Source organism: Pradoshia sp. Z6_59 (assembly GCF_058267515.1).
The window spans coordinates 26795-47866 of sequence record NZ_JBZCPP010000010.1; the positions used below are offsets into that span (position 1 = coordinate 26795).

Below are 21072 nucleotides of genomic sequence, written 5' to 3' on the forward strand. Positions count from 1 at the left end.
TTGCTTAGTATGCTGAGAATGTACTTTGTTTTCAGTAATTCATTATCAAGGAGGAACATATGTTGAAGAAGTCAGTATCTATTTTGGGAAGTATTATTTTGATTTTATTTTTAACTGCTTGTAATCAGGAAGCTGCACCGGTATCTAAAGATGGCAATGAGGTAGCAAAGGCAGAGGAAACCAAAAATGGTGAATCTGAGCTAACAGCCAAGGAAGTATAAAAAAAAATGGTTGTGGCTTCTTCTGAAGTTAAAAGTCTTGGTCTTAAATTAGATATAGAGCAAGAGATATCTACTGAAGCAGATGGAATTGTTATGACCACAGAAACAAGGACAGACTCTAAAATGATTCAGGAACCTCTATCCTTACACCAACAGATTGAAGTTTATTATAATAATCCGGCAACCGGAGAACATGAAGGTAAAATCGAACAATATTTAACTAATGAAGGATTTTTCATGTATGATGTCGAGGGGGATAAGTGGGGAAAATATAATGCAGACTATGAAGAAGTGGCAAAAGCACTTAATTTACAGCCGGGCACGAATCAATTAGATTCTCTGAAAGATCTAGAATCATTTGCAGATGATTTTACCTTTGAGCAGGAAGCTGATCAATATGTTTTAACTTTAGCAGGAAATGATGAAAAATTAAATGAATATGTAAAAGGATCATTACCTACTAATATACCTGAATTAGAAAAGGCCATGAAATCTATGACCCTAGAAGAAGTCGAATATGAAATTTTTATAGATAAAAAAACCTTTTTGCCATCGGCCATGAATGTTGATATGAATATAGGTGTGTCAGAAAACGGAAATTCCCTTGTTTTAGAACAAAGTATTGATTCTAGCTACTATGACTATAATAAAATTGATAAAATCGTACTTCCTAAGGAAGCATTGGATAATCCAAGCGAAATAAATTTAAATGATCCAACCAGTATGTAACTATTAAAAAAACTAAAGCTCCTTATCGCGGAGCTTTAGTTTTTTAAGTTTTATTATTTATTCACATACCCATGAAACGCCGATTGTTCCTACTCCTGTATGGACTCCAGCAACAGGAACTAACAGCATTCGTTCAGTAGGGATGGAGTTAAATTCTTCATTTATTTGCTTTTCCAATTTACGCGCATTTTCTTCGTCATCAGCATGGATAACTACTATTTTACTAACTTTAGATACTTTTATATCTTCTCTTAATAAATCTAAAATATAATGAATGGCTCTCTTTTCAGTTCTAACTTTTTCTCTAATTTTAGCCCCTTCTGTTTCTATAGAAAGAATAGGCTTAATATTAAACAAGTTAGCAATGAGCCTTTGGCTTCCAGAAACTCGGCCGCTTTTATGGAGCTGATTAAGATTGGACGGGATAAGAAAAAGCCTTGCATTCATTTTGATTTCTTCAATTTGTCTGACAATTTCTTCAGCATCTAAGCCCTGTTCGAATAACTCTATACCTTTTTTCATCAAATAAGAAAGAGGGTAAGATCCGGTACGTGAATCAATTGCAAACAATTTAAAACCTACTTGCTCAGCAGCCATTACAGATGTAGAAAAAGTACCTGATAGTTTACCCGAGCAATGGAACGCTATTCCATAATCATACTCTTCTTTCAGTTTTTCATATAATTCAACAAATTCACCAATTGATGGTTGTGATGATTGGAAAGTGGTATTTTCACTTGCCATTCTTTCGTAAAATTCTTTTTCTGTAATATCAATTGTTTCTTTGTATGAAACTCCATCGATAACAATTTGTAAAGGAATAATATTTATTCGATACTTTTTAATAAAATCCTCGTTTAATGTGCATGTCGTGTCTGTAATCCAAGCAATTCTTGGTGGCTCTTGTTTCATTCCCTCTTCCCCTTTTAAACAAAATGGTATGACCAATTTTATATTAAAAATAGTATGTAGTAATCATTACTACATACTTAATATAATTTAACTACTTACTATAGTCAAACGTTTTCTTGGAAATTCGACTTTATTATTATTTATTCAACAAATTTTGCAGCCAAGGCTCAAATTACCTTAACTGTTTCTTCCTCTTTTGAAAGATAAGCTAATGTATCTATGTCGGAATTAGTCGGTAAAAGATACGTATTTTTATACACTTCATTACCTTTTCCCGTAATAAAAATCCAGTCGCCCTCTTTTGCGATTTTCCAGGCATATTCGATTGCCGACGTACGATCCGGTATGACCTTCCCTTTAGCAGCCGGCTTTAAATCATGGAGTGCTTCTATCATCCCCTCAAAAGATTCCGTCCCTAAATCATCCAACGTTAAAATACATAAATCACTGTGCTTTTCCGAGATTTCAACCATACCACGTCTCTTTGTCACATCGCGATTTCCCCTAAATCCAAATATATGAATGATGCGCTTTGCCCCCATTTCTCTTCCGGTTTTAAGACATTGTGCAAAAGCATCGCAAGTATGAGCATAATCTACAATTAACTGTGCACCTGTCGGATGATTCACTACTTCAAATCTTCCCGGCACGCCAGGAAATGATTGCAGTGCATCAATTATTACTTCACCTGGTACACCCATATTTCTTGCTGTTAGAAATGCAAGCGCCGCATTTTGGATATTATGTTTTCCCTTAATAGAAAGCCTTATAGGATAGATTTCTCTATTTTTATATACAAAATGTATATCACCCGTTTTATTTTGTTGGATATATAAATCAGTTCCTTTATTTCCTACACAAGAAATTTGGTCATTAGTACCGCACAACCGTCTTTCCAGTTTACTGCCCCATCTATTATTCGTATTAATTACAGCAGCACCATCTGGCTTTAATTGAGCGAAAAGCTGTGCTTTTACGGAAAAATAATCGTCCATATCCTTATGATAATCCAAATGATCATGGTCTAAGTTCGTAAAGAGGGCATAATCATAGCTAATCCCTTTCACCCTAAATTGAGACAGTGCGTGTGAAGACACTTCCATAATGACAATTTCATCTTTACTTCTTGATAATTCTTTTTGTAATTGCAATGCATCCATCGTTGTATTTACAGATGGTGTAGATTTTTCACCATTTATATAATTATAAACCGAACCAAATAAAGAACAGGATTTACCATAGGCTTCAAGGATATGTTTCAACATAAAAGAAGTAGTGGTTTTTCCATTTGTACCTGTTATTCCAATGATTGTTCGATTTGCTTGCATTGGATAAAAACGTTTAGCCAACTCAGCCAGGATAGCACGGCTATTTTCAACCCTAATATATGGGACCGATAAATCAGTGATTTCTTTTTCGCCGATTATAACTCTTGCTCCTGCTTCAATTGCCTTCTCAATATACGTATGCCCGTCCACCTGAAATCCTGTAATGGCTACAAATATGAATCCCTCTTTTACATCCAATGAATTATTAGCAATCCCTGTAATATATATTTCTCTATCTTTATCTGACACGTTAGCGATATCACTCAACAAATTTTTAAGCTTCAAGTCTTAGCAACCCCTTATGTTCTTCTGTTTCTTTTTATATTTTCTGTGGTATTCTATGGTAATTCATTATCTTTTCCGAATGCTATCTGTATAAAAGATAGTTAGTTATATGTTTTGTATTAGCTTTCATATTATACAAACAGAACAATACCTATACCTAAATTCCTCTATTTACAAACTTATAAACCTTTTTACACTTTTTGATTATTTTTACTTAAATATATACAGTTATTTCAAAAAAACAGGCCTATTTACCCAAAAAGAAAACTCCTTAATCAACTAAGGAGTTTTTTTATACTTTCACTCTTTTCAGAAATAAAGACAATAATAACCCGGTAAATGACGCAACCATTATCAGAATATACCCTTTTTTCACACCGTAAATGAGAGCTTCCATAAGAACCTCTGAATTAGGATTACTCCCTACTTCATTTAAATATGAATTTTGCCCCATTGTCATAAAGGTAATAGCCAATGCAGTTCCAATAGCTCCAGCAATTTGCTGAAGCGTGCTCATGACAGCGGTCCCATCAGGATAATATTTTTTGGGTAATTGATTTAAGCCATTTGTCTGTGAAGGCATCATGATAAAGGCAATGCCAATTGATAAGCAAACGTGCATTATAATAATTGTCGACAAAGGAGTATCAGCTGTGATTTGTAAAAATAAAATACTCGCTATACTAGTTAATACAAACCCAATAACCACCAACCACCTCGCCCCATATTTATCCATTAATTTTCCGTTAATTGGGGACATAATCCCATTCATTACCCCACCAGGCAAAAGCGTTAAACCAGCTGTAAATGCCGATAATAGTAGTCCTCCTTTTAAATACATCGGTAATAAAATGGCATTCGATAAAATCATTAACATAGCTAAAAAAACCAATGATACACCAAGGGAAAACATCGGGTAAGTGAAGACGCGCAAATTAATCATAGGATTATCAGTATAAATTTGACGGAAGGAGAACAATATCAAGAAAAATAGACCGATTCCAATAGGGAGTAACACATGCGCTTCTCCCCATCCACCCCCGCCCTCTCCGGCAGCACTAAATCCGAAAACAATCCCGCCAAACCCAATTGAGGAAAGTATTACTGACCTTATATCGATTTTTGGCTTGGTTAGTTTTGTAACATTTTTCATAAAAAATATCCCAGCACCCAAGGAAAGCAATAATATTGGCAAACATGTCCAAAAAATCCAGTGCCAACTTAACTGGTCTACAATGATTCCAGAGAAGGTTGGTCCAAATGCAGGAGCAGACATGATAACAAGCCCCATTAATCCCATCACTAACCCACGTTTATGCGGAGGAAAAATAATAAGCGTGCAATTAGTCATTAAGGGTAAAAGAATAGCTGTTCCAATGGCCTGGATGACTCGCGCCGAAACCAAGATAGGAAATGAAGGAGCAAGTCCACCGATTAATGTGCCCAAAATCCCCATAGCCAGAGAGAAAAAAAACAGTTGCCTGGTCGTAAACGTTTGGATTAAGATGGCCGAAACTGGTACCAAAATTCCCAATGTCAATAAATATCCTGTGGTTAGCCATTGTGCTGTTGAAGCTTCTATATTAAAGTCATGCATAATATTAATTAGAGCCAAATTTAACGCTGTTTCACTGAATAAACCAATGAATGCTGCAACTGCCAATACTGCCATCATTGGTACAGCTCTGAACGCCTTTTTCTCTTCTAAGTTCACTTTTCCAACATTCAATGAAATACCTCCTATAACTTCACATCAAAAAGCTTCTAATTCACCTATACTTAGTTCATCTGCTAGATCATCTATATGTCTATATAGATACTCCTATATTTTTCTGATATATCATGCCTTATATAAAGCAGATTATAGGTGGTATTTTTTTCTTGAATTAAAAGACAACCTGCTTATACAGGTTGCCAAAGTTAAAGACCCTACTAAATTCGAATAAAACAAGTAGTAATTAGTAGTAATTAGATAAGTAAAAGCTCATTTAACCCTATAATTAACTACCCTGAACATCTTTTCCTTACATATCCAAGGATTCACCGATCGCCTGTCCGCTTCATAGGTATGAATACTATAGACCATCCAGACATTTATAATTTATTTAATAAAAGGAGATAGGAATATGAATAATCCATATGACATGAATAACATGCACCCTGGTTACCATAATAATTACCAAAATTATGATCGTCAGCTTCCTCCAGTACAACCAGTAATATTTATTAATTCAGCTGGCGTCGCCAAGGAGCTTATAAATGATGCCTACACCATAACTAACCACATCCAAAACAACCCTCAGTTTTCAAGACAAATAATGACGTATGCTCAGCAAGGGCAAAAAAATGAAATCTTAAGAATGCTGAACAGTTTACCTTTAAAGCATCGCCCAGAGGTAGTCTTTACACCAGGAGCCATATTAATTAAATTATTCCCAGGCAACCCAAATGACTCGAGCAGCGCCTTAACCATAACCATGCTGTGGCATGAAGCATTTTAAGTCATTAGACAACATAAAAAATCCGAAGAAATGCTGATTTAACAACATTTCTTCGGATTTTTTGTTATTCATTATCATACGGATAGTTCTATGCTACTATTATTTTATACTATATTCCTAAAGGAGAAATCTTGTATGTTCACTTTTTTTAATAAATGCTCCATTTGCAAAAAGAAAGATAAAGATTTGCGCAAATATCAAAATGATAAAGGCAAAAAAATGAAAATATGCAAAGCTTGCACCTTGTATGCCGAAAGAAGGGCATTCCGCAAGATCTGACATCATTTATTACAGCTTTTTACGAAAGGAGTAACACCATTTATCGTAGCCCAACTTTTCTTCATAGAAACGATGAGCATCCGTGCGTGGAAGAGCAGATTCCAACGCTACATAATTCGCACCATTTTGCTTAGCCCATTCATGGATAAAAACAAGCAGCTTTTCCCCATATCCTCTCGAACGTTTACTTTCAGTTGTTACCAAATCATGAACAATGATATGACGTTTATTATAGAAGTTTACACGAGAACTAACACCAATTACAGCTACCACTTCTTCACCTAAAAACAACGCAAAAAGCCTGTACCCTTCTTTACGCATTTGATTCATTAATTCTAAATACGAATGCTTATCCAAATCAGTACGTAATTGCTTCATAATTGAATAGGCATCATCCCACTGGTCAACCGTAATCAATTCCATAATATTTTCTGTGATTATCGTCATGTTTTTCCTCCTGAGGTTATAACTAAATCAATTATAACCCTGCAAAATTTTACGGAGTCAGCTCCGTTACCATTATACACCAACCATTCCATTTCGCTATTGTTTTACATATTTCTATAAACGAAATGAATGTATATACGGATGATAACAACTAAAAATTAATAGACCTATCACGTTAGAATCAGCAGAAAATCATGTATCACATATAAAGTGTGAGCTGGTTAGAATTAAACTCATTAATGGTGGAGCAAATACCTTAACCTTGCCGTATTGCAAGGACTTCTTCAATCGCACAAGCAACACCATGTTCCACATTCGTTTTAGTATGATAGTGGCAAAGTTCTTTCACCTCATTAGAAGCATTTCCCATGGCTACTCCACGTCCAGCCAGCTGAAGCATGGAAACATCATTTAAATGGTCACCAAGTGCCATAACATCCTTCATCTCAATATTAAATTGATCAGCCAATATCTTTAAGGATGTTCCTTTCTGGGCTTTTGGATGATTAAATTCTATGTTTCCGCGCTCCGAAGAGGTAATGATATACTCTGTTTGACCGGCTAACTCGCTATTTATACGTGCCAATGCATCCATATCAGCTGATAATACTAAAATCTTATAGATAATCAATTCTTCATTCTGGTATATACCATCAAAGTTATCTACAAATTGGCAATGTTCAAATTTAAATCGTTCCTCCGCTCTTCTTCTAACATCCTCTAGCATTAGAGCCTCATCGGCATTTGGGAATCTCTCCATTTTTAATTGCATTCTAATATCAATATACTGTTCCATACTTTTAGAAAAAACTCCAACATTAGTAAAAAACTCGATATATACGTTTTTATTTTCCAGTACATTTTGAATAGAGCGGCACCATTCTTTTTGTAATGGGAGTTTTTTTAATACTTCTCCCTGTTCATCTCTTATTTCAGCTCCGTTTAATGCAATGATTGGACAAGACAATCCAGCTAATTCCAATGGCATTAAAGCATAACTGTATGGTCTTCCCGTAACAATTACTACCTGAATCCCTTCCTCTTGGGCTTTCTCAATTGCAATTATATTCTCGTTACTGATACGACCCTTTTCATTCAACAAAGTCCCATCCATGTCTGTTGCGATTAATTTCAATATCTATCATTCCTTTTACTATAACCTAATTAAATACCATACTAGTATACTATTATATTCATCAAATTCGTAGAAGGCACCCATTTTTATAATTGTAAAAATAATGATTTCTATCGAATAATTAAGCAACAAGCATTAGAAGAAATAATGTGAGTTTTGGTATGCAAAATCTATCTTTTAACAAGCCTACGTAAATAAATTTAGAAAAAAGGAAACCTCGATAACTGATTTCCTTTTCTTGATCAAATGTAAATTTACAAATAAACTTTTATATAATCTGTCAATATAGCCTTTTCTATTCTCTCTACATAAAAAACATAAAAAGGATATTAAGTAGTTATTGAAACTATATAACATAATATTATAACAACAATATAGAGTGTTAATATTTACAAACTAATGATATTGCATTATACTAATGATAATAATTCATATTGTACTAGAAAGAAGGAAATTTAATGAAGGACATTCATGTTTATAGTAAAGGGGAAGAAATCGCAAATGCAATTACCCATGGCTTAGGTGTAATTTTAAGCATAGCAGCCCTGGTTCTGCTGGTTTTCTATTCTTCTATATATGGTACCGCTTGGCATATCGTCAGTTTTACTATATTTGGGATAACCATGCTTCTTATGTATCTGTGTTCCACTCTTTTGCATAGCTTGCCTCATGGCAAAGCTAAAAATGTATTTGAAATATTCGACCATTCAGCTATCTATTTTTTTATAGCAGGTACGTACACACCATTTTGTTTTATTGTATTGGACGGTTGGACACGTTGGACTTTATTCGGTATTGTCTGGGGAATCGCTGTTGGGGGAACAGTTTTTAAATCATTTTTTGTTAAAAAATATATGATTGTATCAACACTCCTATACATAGTTATGGGTTGGATGATTGTCTTCGCATGGAAACCATTGGTCAACTTTCTTGAGCCAAATGGAATGATTTTATTAGTTACTGGAGGTATTCTATATACGGTGGGTGCTATCTTTTATGTATGGAGAGGCTTCAAATTCCATCATGCCGTTTGGCATCTTTTCGTTATCGCCGGGAGTGTTATGCTTTTCTTCTGTATACTCTTCTATTTACTCCCATGGGATAAATAATCACATATTCAAGGCAGCTTTCCCTATTCGGAAGCTGTCTTTTTTATCTTTAACGAATGTTCTATTTAGCCTAAAGTCTCTTCTTTTATCCAAACCTGCCTCGAAGTTTTTTTAAAACCCTAATGGCTTCTTGATTCATTTTACTAACTCGTAATGCCTTATTACCCAAAACTGTGTACCTTCTATTTTTTCCTGATTGTTCTGTTACATTCTTAGATGTCATATTTTTCGCTCCCTAACATGTGCTTATTGTTATAGCTTATGTTATAAAACGAAAAAGCAATACAAAAAAAATAACAAAGTTCCATAACTTTGTTATTTTACCGAGTATATATAAGCCAATGCCTTTTTATTCATTTCTTTTACTTTCTTTGTCTGCTTACTGACTGATTTATCAGAGAGATGGGTGATTTTTGGACCTGCCTGAGAGTTTTTCTCCATTATTTCAGCGGATTCTTCAGACTGAATGTTATTTCTCCTACGCCTCATAGCCATCTTACTCCTCTCTTCCTTATCTTTTATACCCTTATTATACCAAAGTTTTACATAAACGAATCATAAATGTGAACTAAATTAGCAATATGAACACCATCCACTTCAATGGGGATGCCCTTGTCTTTCTTTAAAACAATAATAAAATTATACATTTGTAAATGGATAGGAATTAACAAAGCATCGTGATCTTCGAGAGTGATAACCTCTAAATTGAAAATCGAATCCGTAAAGCTCTGTAAAAGCTGCTGATTAAAATCGAAATTATGTATATGATCAATCCTGATAAGCTTCTGTTTAATTCTCTCCCTGACGGATATATCTAAGTCCATCGATTCGTCCGCTTCGTATTGATTGATATCTACTGACAAACCAAATTCATCACCATACAGGGCAAGATATTTCTTTAATTCACTCTCATATTCTTCTCCGTTTTCAGGAACAGGCTTTTGCTCAAAATAATAGATAGCATCCTGTACTAATACGGACATATGCTCTACCTTTGTTACCGTCGCTCGTTGAATCTTTTCATTTTCCTTTATAGTAGCTTCAAGAAATTCAGACCCTGTTATAAACTCTGCCTGCCATATCTTTAAAATGCTTGGTGTTAAAAGAACAGATAAATCAATAAAAACCACGATTGCAGTTAAGCTTAATATATATGTCCAGTTGGTTATATTTATTCCGCCTGCAATAATGCCGATCCCGAGGCAAATCACAAATAACGTATAAAGGCTTCGGCGGAAATTTTTTAAATGCAAGTCAAATATGGAAGGTTTTACGATGGCCATCATACAAGAAACGAGAGAAAAACATACTAGAATAGCAATATAAATTTTTCCAAACATTTCATCCTCCATCGATAATCGTTTATATGAATAATCATACCATTTAATCCCATATTACCATATAGGTATATCTTCTGAATTGTCGGATGAATGTTTGTGATCTATTTCACCTTTAGTTTATAGTGATAGGCAATCTCCTTACCGTTATACATTAGTACTTTATGATTATTGGTATTTAATGTAACCTTCACCTTGTACACCCCTGGTTTAAGTGTTCCTAAATCATAATATTGACCATAAATTCTATTCTTTTTATCTCCATTTATATATAGATGAGCATGTCCCTCGTTGATTTGTTGGTCATTTGAACCAAGTTTTTCAGGTTTAAAGGAAAAGTCTTTTGTGTTTATTTTCAGCATCCAACTCCCTGTTTGATCCTGCTTGATCCACCCATTGATTTCCGGGATTTCCCCTTCACTTATATTGCTTATTTCTAATCCATCATGTTTTCCGGTATGCCCCGCATGAGCATCTTTGCCGAAATGGCTGCTTTGTTGATGAAAATACAGCATGATGGATACAAAACCAGCGATAATAATAAAGCTAATTATTCTATACATGAATCTCTTCCCCACCCTTATTTCTGGAGGCACTTTTTTTCAATAAAAGACCAATAAAAAATAAAATACCTCCCACTATCAGAAACGCTATATCATAAAATAAAGCATTTGGATCACCTGGTTTTACCCTATGAATCTGAAGGATATGATGATTAATAATTCCTTCCAACACATTGAATAAACCTGAGCCAATTAAAAACCAACCAATAACCTTTTTGATGCCCCGATTTTGGTCTGATGGGTTACCTGCAAGCCATAAAATAAAGCCCCCTGCAACCAAAGCGATCGTCACCGCAAAATGAAAGATTCCATCACTTATGATTTGGCCTGAGCGACTCGTTTCCATCACCACACTATGCCATTGTAAAAGTTGATGAAAAATAATCCCATCCATAGCCCCCATGAAGCCGAATCCCAGCAGAAAGCTCCCTATTACTAATAATTTCTTTTTAGTTTGATTCCTCAATCAAAATCCCCTCCATCACCCATTTTTTTACTTAATATCCAATCAGTCTTCTTCGTAAACAACTCGTTTATCATGATTAGCTGATTTTTTTAACAAAACATGGGTATCTATATACTATATTGGAAAAACCGGAGGGGTTAAAATGAATCAATTACCAAATCAATCGAGTTCATATTGGACGAAGTTCATGCAGAATCATGAAGGACTAAAATTTAATAAGCTACAAAATGATTTAGAAACAGATGTTGTTATAGTTGGAGCTGGAATAGTCGGTATCTTAACGGCTTATCAATTGGCCAGCAAAGGAGTAAAGGTTGCATTAGTTGAGGCAAGCGAAGTGATGAATGGAACAACAGGCCATACAACAGCAAAAATAACCGCCCAGCATGGTTTGATTTATGACAAACTGATTAGCACGGTAGGTGAAGAAAAAGCAAAGCTATACTATCAGGCAAATATGGATGGCCTTGAATTTATCCATTCTCTCTACAAAGAAGAAGAGATTGATTGTGATTATGAAGAGCAGGATGCCATCCTTTACGCAGAAACTGAAACATTTGAAAAGAAAATCAAGTCAGAGTTCGAAGCTTATCAAAAACTAGACATTCCAGGTAAACTTGTCGAACAATTACCTTTGCCTTATCCAATCAAAAATGCCATTATTATGCCTAATCAAGCACAATTTCATCCAGTTAAATTTTTAGGCCATATTTTAAACCTGATTATAAAAAAAGGCGGACAAGTATTTGAACAATCGCCAGTAGAAGCTATTGAAGATGACGATAAAGGACCTGTTCAGATTAAAGTGAAGAATGGACATACCATTTATTGCAATAAAGTTGTGATTGCTTCCCATTATCCATTCTATGATATGCAGGGACTGTACTTCTCTCGCCTGAGCCCTAAACGTTCTTACATTGTTGCCGCTGAAATCAAGGAAGACCTTCCAGATGGAATGTATATTAGTGCGGACCAGCCTACACGCTCTATCCGCCATACAAAAGATGGGGATAAAACTCTGGTATTATTCGGCGGAGAAAGTCATAAAACCGGTCAAAGTGAAAATCCATTTAAGCATTATGAAGCACTAAAGGATTTTGCCGAAAAGTATTACACAGTCAATGACCTTCCATACAGATGGTCAGCACAGGATTTAGAAACATTGGATCATGTCCCTTATATTGGTCCATATTCTTCTATGAAGGATCATATTTTTGTTGCAACTGGTTTTGGGAAATGGGGAATGTCGAACGGAGCTGTCGCTGCTCTAATTTTAACTGATTTAGTACGTGGAAAAGAAAATCCATATTTTGATCTGTTTACCCCTACTCGTTCAGAAACACATATACAATCTGCCGGTAAATTCATAAAAGAAAATATAAATGTAGCAAAAGAATTAATTAAAGGAAAACTTGCTGATAAAGATATCAGTCCTGATGAACTTAAACCCGATGAAGGCAGTATCGTTACCTTTAATGGTAAAAGAGCCGGTGCCTATCGCGACCATACAGGTAACGTTTGTGTAGTAGATACTACCTGCACCCATATGGGGTGTGAAGTGAAATGGAATAATGGAGAACGCTCCTGGGATTGCCCATGTCATGGATCCCGCTTTGCATCCAACGGGGAAGTCATAGAAGGCCCAGCAGTTAAACCGTTGGAACGGTTGAATTAATAGATTGGGAAACGAGATCCTAAATTCCATCTATACTTCCTTTGAGTTTTAAAACTAAATACACTTTTTATGCCGGATAGACGTTCTATGTGACATAAAAAGTGTATTTTTTATGATTTTAATAAAGGTTTATATGCTGCTTAAGAACTTAATCCTTTAAACTATTACTGGGACATCAAAAATGGCGAAATAAGTTCTCCATAAGTATATGAAACCAAATGACTTTTTAAATAGAATTGAGTTATATTGAAAGGTAGATACTACCAGAGGAACAATCCGAATCTAAGTACATAAATAAGCGAGGATTTTCATGAGCATACTGTTAGCTTTACTGGCTGCTTTATTTGCAGCCTTAACGTCCATATTAGCAAAAATCGGTATTAATAATGTGAATTCAAATTTGGCCACTGCGATTCGAACGTTTGTAGTCCTAATTATGGCTTATGCCGTTGTTCGAATAACCGGGCAATGGGATGAGCTTTATACTATCCAACCTAAGGCATGGATTTTCATTATCTTATCAGGTATAACCACCGGCCTATCGTGGCTATGTTTTTTTAAGGCTATACAAATTGGTGACGTGTCAAAAGTGGTGCCCATTGATAAGTCGAGCGTCGTTATTACGATTATTTTATCCTTTATTATCCTTCAGGAACCGATGACTCCGTTAGTGATTTCAGGAGGGATCATCATTACGATTGGTACCTTTATTCTGATCGGTAAAAGGGAAAAAAAGAAGAAAGAAGGCTATTTTCAATCGTATATTTTCCTGGCTGTCTTATCAGCCGTTTTTGCAGCACTAACCAGTATATTGGCGAAAATCGGCATCGAGGATGTTGACTCAAATGTCGCAACCTTCATTCGTACTGTCGTCATCTTAATTTTTGCATGGAGCATTGTATTTTTCCAAAGGACGCAAAAAGATCTTAAAACAATCTCTAATAGGTCCTATCTCTTTTTAATCCTATCGGGTATCGCAACAGGCCTATCTTGGTTGTGTTACTTTGCTGCCATACAAATCGGAAAGGTTTCCATCGTCGCTCCTATCGATAAATTCAGCGTAGTCATTACAATGGTTTTAAGCTTTATCATTCTAAAAGAAAAACCAAATAAAAATACGATTATTGGTGGTATTGCGATCACGATTGGTACAATTCTGCTTATTTTTTAGTCAAAGCGGTATTATATCAAAAAATAAAAACAGTGGGAATCCTTAAGTGATTCCCACTGTTTTTATTAATTATATATAGTAAAGTACATGGCTATCCATGCAGTATTGATATTTCTAAATTAGAAGCGGGCAGCAAGTTTAGCTGTATTCTCAAGACCTTCTGCAACAATTTCAACCGTACGGTCTGGGTATTGATTATGTCCTTCAATAACCATAACTTCTGGGTTAGTAATTCCCCAAAGGCTAATAGCAGATTTAACTAAATTAACTGCCATTTCTGCTCCTGGTATAGCTGAGTAATCAGAGCCTCTGGCAGACAATAGCGCAACCTTTTTATCAGCTGCATACCCTATCGGACCTTCAGCTGTATACTTAAACATTTTTCCGGCTTGAGCCAAATACGAAATATACGTAATTAATGGTGCAGGAACAGTTGAATTCCAAAGAGGGAAAGCAAATACAATTTTATCCATAGATAAGAATTGATCGATATATTGATTTGCCAAATTAACATATTTAGTTTCTTCTTCTGTTAATTCGATTCCTTGATTGTTTTTATAAAGAGCGGTAATCGCCGCATTCCCATAGTAAGGGAGTTCTGCTTGAAATAAATCCAACTCTGTAATTTCATCAGTTGGATTTGCTTCTTTATATGCATGTAAAAATGCATTGTACATTTGAACAGAAACAGCTTGGTCTGCTGGTCGATCGTTTACTTTAACAAATAAAACTTTAGTCATATGTATACCTCCATGTAAGTTATATGATTTGTAAATTTATTTTAATATAGTTTGAATTCAAAGCAAAATAATATGCCTATGTTTTACCATTATTTAAAGACTGGACATCTCCTCCCCTTCTCTGCCATAATAAAAAATTGAATTGGTTAACTAAAGTAACTATTCAACAGGGAGGAAAAATGGAAAGACATCAACAATTATTCCACGAGTTGTCTATGGTGCATAAGCCTTATATTGACCAGTTAAATGAAATTCTAAGTAGATACGCTTTGAACAGACCACAATGGACAATTATGTATATCCTTTTTAATTATGGGCCACATACCCTTGTTGAGATATCTAAATATCAAAGTATCGAAAAGCCAGCGATAACCCGCACAGTCAACAGCCTCGAGCAGCAAGGGTATATTCAGTCATTTTCAAGCTCAGATAAAAGGAAGAAAAATATTCAACTGACTGCTAAAGGAAAGGAACAATATATAGTTGTAAGAAGTGAGATTGATGAATTTCAGAATGGAAAGTTAATAGGTATTACGGCAGATGAACAAGAACAATTCCTAAATATCATAGAAAGGATTAAGCAAAATTTTAATGAGTAAGGAGATAACTATGCAAACGGAACGAGCAAAATTATGGACAAAGGATTTTATTATTGTATCCGCCATTAATTTTTTATTAACACTTGTTTTTTATTTATTAATGGTTTCTATTTCTGTATATGCTGTTGAACAATTCAGTGCTTCAACGAGTGAAGCAGGACTGGTTACCGGAATTTTTATTATTGGAGCACTTATTGGCCGACTGCTGACAGGTAGAATTATCGATAAATACGGCAGAAAAAGAATATTATTATTCGGACTTGTCGTTTTTACATTAACAACTATTTTATATTTTGGGATTAATAGCTTATCATTTTTGATGGTTAACCGCTTATTACATGGAATCGGATTAGGAATTGCAAGTACGGCTACCGGTACCATTGTGGCGCAAATCATACCAGCAGAACGACGTGGTGAAGGGGTTGGGTATTTTAGCCTTAGTGCCACTCTTGCTACTGCGATTGGTCCTTTTTTAGGTATTTATTTAAAACAGCATACAACATTTGAAGTCATTTTCAGCTTTTGTATAGCATTGGGAGCTGTTAGCTTTTTAACTGCCTTTCTATTAAAAATACAAAATGAACAATCTCACACTTCTGTTGAATCAGAAAACAATAAAGCTAAAATCTCCAGTTTTATTGAACCAAAGGCTATCCCCATTGCCATTGTTATGATGCTGGGAGCCCTATGCTATTCAAGCGTCTTATCATTTATTACTTTCTATTCAGAAGAGATTCAATTAGTTGAAGCAGCAAGTTTCTTTTTTGTCGTTTATGCAGCAGCGGTTTTAGTGTCAAGACCTTTTACTGGCCGCCTATTAGATTTAAAAGGGTCTAATATTATTATGTATCCCTGCTTACTTGTTTTTGCCCTTGGACTTCTTCTATTAAGCTATGCTAATAACGGATTTATTTTGCTTTTAGCCGGCGCCATTATTGGACTTGGTTTTGGGAATATCCAATCTACAACTCAGGCTATTGCCGTAAAAGTGACTCCTCCTCACCGAATCGGTTTAGCAACAGCAACCTTTTTTATCTTTTTGGATGTAGGCTTCGGAATTGGCCCATATGTACTTGGAATGATTATTCCTTTCACTGGCTATCGAAATCTCTATCTAATCATGTCGATTCTCGTATTGACCTTAATCATAGTCTACTATTTTATGCATGGAAAAAAGGATTCTTTAGAGATGCGCAATAAATTAATAAAGCTAGAGCAAACAAAATCAAATTAAAGATCACCATTAAGGAAAAAAGCGGAAGGTCCGAGATTGGATATTCCGCTTTTTTCTATTAATTCGATTTCCATTCAGCATAATAGCATTCACATTCTCCAAGAAATATTCTGTAATGTAAAAAAGAGTGAGGCATGCATAAAATTGATGCCCCACTCTTCCCTGCGCTATTCTTCTATATTTCCCTGTTTAATATGCCTGAACTTCAGCGAAAAGGTTGCTGATTGATCTGTACTACTTACATCAATATTTATATCATAAATTTCAGAGACCCTTTTAACAATCCATAATCCAATACCTGATCCTGACGTAATCTTCTTAGCTTTACTTAGGCGCACATACTTATCAAAAATCTTATTAATATTGGAATAAAGTATAGTTGAGCCAGTGTTAGTTACATCAATATTAATCGTATTATCAAGCTTGTTCTCTCTAATTCCCACAAAAATGGTTGATCCACTTGTTGAATATTTCACAGCATTATTCAATAAATTCTGTAGGACTAATTCAAATGAATACTCATCTATCCATATTTTAGCAGTTGTACTTATGTTATCGTTTAAAATAAATGTATAGGAGGGGTAATTCCTCATATAGGCAGCCATTAATGGTTCAATACAACCTTTTGGTTCTATCCAGCTATCGGGAGGATTTCCTCCTAAATAATAAAGTTCATGCGATAATTTAATACCTGATAATAACGAATCTATATTACTAGATTCGTTTTTAATATGAAACAATCCTTCTTTAATCTCAGGATGAGTTTCGTTATCAATCAGGTCCTCCAAATATTCAATGGTATTCTTAATATTATGTGCAGGATTACGAACCTCATGGACAATCTCTTCCAAGAAAGCGTGTGTCTCGTCTGTTACAGCCAGCATTTTTTCAACACTACGATTCGTAACATCGTTTAACTCTTTCATCTCTCTTAACATAAAGTCATTCATAAAATGAGGTGTAATATTAAACTTGTTTTTCAACTTGTAATGATTGGTCATCTTTGATAAAGGTTTAAAGATAGTTTCAAATAATAAAGCTTGGAATAAATAGAAAAAGATGAATATGATTAAATATAAATAAGCATTCGTAATGAGTATTTCCTTAAAATCTTCAATAAGCAGAGCTGAGAGATTTATCTTCGTATATAACTGACCATTGAATGCTTCCGTTTGAATGGCATGCTCAATTTCCGCTATTACAGACCCGTTAACCTCATAAAGTTCAACCTTTATTTTTTTATCACTCAACCCATCTTTTACAAAAAACTCATCTTGATTTTGATTTAATAACCACTTAATAATTGGTAAATATTTTTTATCTTTTCCTTCATAAATATTGATATTCTTTGTTGTTTGGTTATAGGCAATATTTTGATAACTTGAGTCATTATCCAAAATCATCATATACTCATACGCACCAGCTAGCTTACCGAACTTATCATTCAAAAAATCTTCCTGTAAACCGTATTCAGCCAGATGAGTTTCAACCAAATAGAAGTTCGGCAATACTTCATTAATCCGTTGTTTTGCAGAATCGCTTACCCGATTAATATTTTGCAGTATTACTATGCATGTAAATATTAAGAACAAAAGAATATTTGACAAAATGGTAAAACGCTTAATGGTTAGCCAATTATTAATCATTGATTTCATATCCAACATTTTTAATCGTATTAATACTATTCTTACCTATCTTTCGCCTAATCCGATTTATCGTTGTATTAATAATGTCATCACTCATATCCCCATGCTCAGTCCAAATTTTTTCCCATAATTCTTGTTTACTGATAACTTGATTTTTATGTTCTAATAAATATGTATACACCTGCATTGGAATTTTTGATAGCGTCTCAACACTGCCATCTTCTTTTGTAATCGTCCCACGAAGAGGCTCAATTTTTAATCCTCTATGTATATAATACGAATTATTTTTTACTGCTGTACTTTCCATAATATTCTTTATATTAAGGACAAGTTCTTTGTAGCTGAAAGGCTTTGTAAAATATAAAAGAGCTCCTTCCTGTAATCCTCGCAATCTTGCATCTGACGAATCAGCTCCGGTTACTAGGACAAAGGGAATATTATGTTTTTTCCTTATGATAGAAGCAGCTTCCAACCCATCAATAATTGCACCATGAATGGTAATATCAAAAATTAATAAATCGTATTTCACTTTGTCACAAGCTATAATTGCATCCTCTGGATCGTCAAAATCATCTACTGTATATCCCTGTAATTCAAGCCTTTTCCTTAGAACTTTTCTCGCAACAGGCTCATCTTCTAAAATTAACATTCTAATGGGAATCACCCTCTTTAAAAAAGTAAATAAATTATATCACCATAATATTTTAAGGTAAATACTTACTTGTATTTTTATACATGAAATTGTCATTCTTAATTCAGGTAATGGTCAAAGCAAAAAGAGTGATTTCTTTAATAGCAGAAACCACTCTTTATAAATTGATCTTTTTAAACACATGAAGCGCTTATCAGACTATGGGCTTGTTAACAACACTATAGTAAAGCTCCATTAAATGTATTACAAGAAACTCACTTTATTAAATGATAAGGTACAGTAGTTATAACTACATTGCGTTTATAAAGCAAAAAAGCACGTATCAATAAGCTTGATTGGTTATGAAGGATATTGTGCCATCCTTTTTTCGGAATAAACTGAGGTATCATAACAGTAACCTGATAATTGGATCACTCGCTTTATGCTCTACTATATCGACAAATTTAGTAAGTGGCTGAATTAAGCTTCGATATTGCGAATGGAAACTAACCAAACGAATATCCGGTTGCCATGCCTTCCATTTTTGTACAAACTTCTTTTCTTCTTCCCGATCAAAGGATACATAAACAGCAATGATTTGTTGGGCTGATAAAGATTTTGCATAATTTAGTGTATTTTCAACCACTCTTGTAATCCCTGCTACCGGTACAATGATTATATTTCCTTCTATAGGAATATTCTTAACTTCTGCAGAAATACGTAATTGTTCTCCTACACCTTCATAATGATTATGAATTTTATGAAAAACAAAAATGATAATCGGTAAGAATACTAGAATAGACCAAACTTGTGTAAATTTCGTGAAAAAGAAAATCATCGTTACAATAAAACTAATAAACGCACCACTTGCGTTAATAGCCAGTTTCTTCATCCACCCTTTTGGTCGTTCACGAAACCATTTAATTGTCATTCCGGATTGTGAGAGCGTAAACGGAATAAATACCCCTACCGCATATAAAGGAATGAGCTGTTCTGTTTCCCCATGAAAAACTAGAATTAATACAATTGAAAGTAATCCTAAAATGATAATTCCATTCGAATAACCCAAACGGTCACCTCGTACCGTAAACATTCTCGGAATGTATTTATCCTTAGCCAAATTAACAGCCAATAAAGGAAAACCTGTGTTAGCTGCCAAAATCAAAATAAGTGCTGTTGTACCCTGCAAAAAATACGACAGTCACTTCATGCCTTGGCGATATACCATAATAAAAGGCTAGAAAAACAATTCCAGAAAATAAGGCGCCAAGTAAGCATCCCATACTAACCAATGTTTTGGATGCATTAAGGGGGGCAGGATCTTTAAAATTCGGGATTACATTCGATATGGCTTCCACACCAGTCAATGCTGAACTTCCTGATGTGAATGCTTTTAACAATAGAAAAAAGCTTATGCCAGCCACTGGTGTTCCAATTGATGTATGTAAATCGGCGGGGACTTGCCCAGTTATGATTTTAACTATTCCGGATCCAATTAAAAGAAATAACGAAAAGACAAATAGATATACTGGATAAGCTAATATACTGGCAGATTCAGTAATCCCCCTTAAATTCAAAATCGTTATTAACACAACAAATAACATAGCTATTTCAACTTTATATGAATGCAATACAGGAATTGCTGACGTAATCGCATCAGAACCGCCTAGACACTTACTGCTACGGTTAATATATAATCCACAAGTAAGGAACCACCTGCTATCAACCCAAAATTCACACCCAGGTTATTTTTTGAAACGAGATAAGCCCCTCCACCATTTGGATAAGCAAAGATAATTTGTCTATAGGAAGAAATCAAGATGGTTAAAAGCAGTAATACTCCAACAGCAATCGGGATGGAATACCAAAAGGCAGCCGCTCCGAGAGTAACTAAAACAATTAAGATTTGTTCAGGTCCATATGCGACCGATGATAAAGCATCGGATGACAATATGGCCAACGCTTTTCTTTTATGAAGCTTTTGTTCTCCAGCATCCGCTGACTTTAATGGACGACCAATGAGTATACGTTTAAATGATGAAACCACTCTGTTCACCCGCTTTT

The 21072-nt window shown here is 34.7% G+C and carries 20 protein-coding genes and 1 pseudogene; 8 read left to right on the forward strand and 13 right to left on the reverse strand.

Going from position 1 to position 21072, the window contains the following annotated elements; genetic code table 11:
- Nucleotides 1-62: 62 nt before the first annotated feature.
- Together AC4D4B_RS11825 and AC4D4B_RS11830 are read left to right on the forward strand one after the other, a co-directional pair.
- A complete protein-coding gene (locus AC4D4B_RS11825) occupies nucleotides 63-221 on the forward strand; it encodes a hypothetical protein (RefSeq protein ID WP_490999988.1) in 159 nt (52 codons plus the stop codon).
- Nucleotides 222-233: 12 nt separating this feature from the next.
- The gene (locus tag AC4D4B_RS11830; protein ID WP_490999989.1) at nucleotides 234-950 is read left to right on the forward strand and encodes a DUF6612 family protein; all 717 of its coding nucleotides are present in this window, start codon (nucleotides 234-236) and stop codon (nucleotides 948-950) included.
- A gap of 57 nt (nucleotides 951-1007) precedes the next feature.
- On the opposite strand, the gene AC4D4B_RS11835 is transcribed toward AC4D4B_RS11830, so the two are convergent.
- From AC4D4B_RS11835 to AC4D4B_RS11845, 3 genes are all read right to left on the reverse strand, one after another.
- Nucleotides 1008-1862: a DegV family protein gene (locus AC4D4B_RS11835; RefSeq protein WP_490999990.1), complete on the reverse strand. Its 855-nt coding sequence runs from the start codon at nucleotides 1860-1862 to the stop codon at nucleotides 1008-1010.
- A 167-nt stretch (nucleotides 1863-2029) separates the two neighbouring features.
- Nucleotides 2030-3475, reverse strand: a complete 1446-nt coding sequence (locus AC4D4B_RS11840) for a UDP-N-acetylmuramoyl-L-alanyl-D-glutamate--2,6-diaminopimelate ligase (protein WP_490999991.1) — start codon at nucleotides 3473-3475, stop codon at nucleotides 2030-2032.
- A 292-nt stretch (nucleotides 3476-3767) separates the two neighbouring features.
- On the reverse strand, nucleotides 3768-5150 hold the full coding sequence (locus tag AC4D4B_RS11845; RefSeq protein WP_490996018.1) for a DHA2 family efflux MFS transporter permease subunit: 1383 nt from the start codon (nucleotides 5148-5150) through the stop codon (nucleotides 3768-3770).
- Between the two features lie 451 nt (nucleotides 5151-5601).
- Here AC4D4B_RS11845 and AC4D4B_RS11850 point away from each other — a divergent pair, with 451 nt between their 5' ends.
- On the forward strand, nucleotides 5602-5976 hold the full coding sequence (locus AC4D4B_RS11850) for a YuzC family spore coat inner layer protein (RefSeq protein ID WP_490995737.1): 375 nt from the start codon (nucleotides 5602-5604) through the stop codon (nucleotides 5974-5976).
- A gap of 288 nt (nucleotides 5977-6264) precedes the next feature.
- Here the strand turns inward: AC4D4B_RS11850 and AC4D4B_RS11855 are convergent, their stop codons facing one another.
- The gene (locus AC4D4B_RS11855) at nucleotides 6265-6702 is read right to left on the reverse strand and encodes a GNAT family N-acetyltransferase (protein WP_490999992.1); all 438 of its coding nucleotides are present in this window, start codon (nucleotides 6700-6702) and stop codon (nucleotides 6265-6267) included.
- Nucleotides 6703-6958: 256 nt separating this feature from the next.
- Entirely contained in the window at nucleotides 6959-7837 is an 879-nt protein-coding gene (locus AC4D4B_RS11860) for a Cof-type HAD-IIB family hydrolase (RefSeq protein WP_490999993.1), read from the reverse strand.
- A gap of 458 nt (nucleotides 7838-8295) precedes the next feature.
- Between AC4D4B_RS11860 and trhA the strand changes: the two genes are divergently transcribed.
- Complete coding sequence (gene trhA, locus AC4D4B_RS11865) at nucleotides 8296-8946, forward strand: PAQR family membrane homeostasis protein TrhA (RefSeq protein WP_490999994.1); 651 nt, start codon at nucleotides 8296-8298, stop codon at nucleotides 8944-8946.
- 315 nt (nucleotides 8947-9261) lie between these two features.
- Here trhA and AC4D4B_RS11870 read toward each other — a convergent pair whose 3' ends face one another.
- From AC4D4B_RS11870 to AC4D4B_RS11885, 4 genes are all read right to left on the reverse strand, one after another.
- Nucleotides 9262-9435 carry a hypothetical protein gene (locus AC4D4B_RS11870; protein ID WP_490999995.1) on the reverse strand — a complete coding sequence of 58 codons (174 nt, stop codon included), beginning with the start codon at nucleotides 9433-9435 and terminating at the stop codon, nucleotides 9262-9264.
- Nucleotides 9436-9488: 53 nt separating this feature from the next.
- Nucleotides 9489-10286, reverse strand: a complete 798-nt coding sequence (locus AC4D4B_RS11875) for a type II toxin-antitoxin system SpoIISA family toxin (RefSeq protein WP_490995743.1) — start codon at nucleotides 10284-10286, stop codon at nucleotides 9489-9491.
- 101 nt (nucleotides 10287-10387) lie between these two features.
- Complete coding sequence (locus AC4D4B_RS11880; RefSeq protein ID WP_490995744.1) at nucleotides 10388-10846, reverse strand: hypothetical protein; 459 nt, start codon at nucleotides 10844-10846, stop codon at nucleotides 10388-10390.
- A complete protein-coding gene (locus tag AC4D4B_RS11885) occupies nucleotides 10839-11312 on the reverse strand; it encodes a DUF2243 domain-containing protein (RefSeq protein WP_490999996.1) in 474 nt (157 codons plus the stop codon). The genes AC4D4B_RS11880 and AC4D4B_RS11885 overlap by 8 nt, the downstream gene beginning before the upstream one ends.
- A 142-nt stretch (nucleotides 11313-11454) precedes the next feature.
- Between AC4D4B_RS11885 and AC4D4B_RS11890 the strand changes: the two genes are divergently transcribed.
- The gene (locus AC4D4B_RS11890; protein WP_490999997.1) at nucleotides 11455-12987 is read left to right on the forward strand and encodes an FAD-dependent oxidoreductase; all 1533 of its coding nucleotides are present in this window, start codon (nucleotides 11455-11457) and stop codon (nucleotides 12985-12987) included.
- A gap of 310 nt (nucleotides 12988-13297) precedes the next feature.
- Nucleotides 13298-14158 (forward strand): EamA family transporter, encoded by an 861-nt coding sequence (locus tag AC4D4B_RS11895; protein ID WP_490999998.1) that lies wholly within the window; start codon nucleotides 13298-13300, stop codon nucleotides 14156-14158.
- A 119-nt stretch (nucleotides 14159-14277) separates the two neighbouring features.
- On the opposite strand, the gene AC4D4B_RS11900 is transcribed toward AC4D4B_RS11895, so the two are convergent.
- Nucleotides 14278-14898, reverse strand: a complete 621-nt coding sequence (locus AC4D4B_RS11900) for an FMN-dependent NADH-azoreductase (RefSeq protein ID WP_490999999.1) — start codon at nucleotides 14896-14898, stop codon at nucleotides 14278-14280.
- A gap of 179 nt (nucleotides 14899-15077) precedes the next feature.
- On the opposite strand from AC4D4B_RS11900, the gene AC4D4B_RS11905 reads away from it, so the two are divergent.
- Nucleotides 15078-15497, forward strand: coding sequence for a MarR family winged helix-turn-helix transcriptional regulator (locus AC4D4B_RS11905; protein ID WP_491000000.1), 420 nt, complete (start codon nucleotides 15078-15080; stop codon nucleotides 15495-15497).
- Between the two features lie 10 nt (nucleotides 15498-15507).
- On the forward strand, nucleotides 15508-16731 hold the full coding sequence (locus AC4D4B_RS11910; RefSeq protein WP_490995750.1) for an MFS transporter: 1224 nt from the start codon (nucleotides 15508-15510) through the stop codon (nucleotides 16729-16731).
- Nucleotides 16732-16898: 167 nt separating this feature from the next.
- Here AC4D4B_RS11910 and AC4D4B_RS11915 read toward each other — a convergent pair whose 3' ends face one another.
- The 3 genes and pseudogenes from AC4D4B_RS11915 to AC4D4B_RS11925 all read right to left on the reverse strand — a co-directional run bounded on the left by AC4D4B_RS11915 (nucleotide 16899) and on the right by AC4D4B_RS11925 (nucleotide 21055).
- Entirely contained in the window at nucleotides 16899-18386 is a 1488-nt protein-coding gene (locus tag AC4D4B_RS11915; protein ID WP_491000001.1) for a sensor histidine kinase, read from the reverse strand.
- Nucleotides 18370-19026 (reverse strand): response regulator transcription factor, encoded by a 657-nt coding sequence (locus AC4D4B_RS11920; protein WP_490995752.1) that lies wholly within the window; start codon nucleotides 19024-19026, stop codon nucleotides 18370-18372. Before AC4D4B_RS11920 ends, AC4D4B_RS11915 begins: the two co-directional genes overlap by 17 nt.
- 257 nt (nucleotides 19027-19283) lie before the next feature.
- Nucleotides 19284-21055, reverse strand: a pseudogene (locus AC4D4B_RS11925) (APC family permease).
- Nucleotides 21056-21072 lie beyond the last annotated feature (17 nt).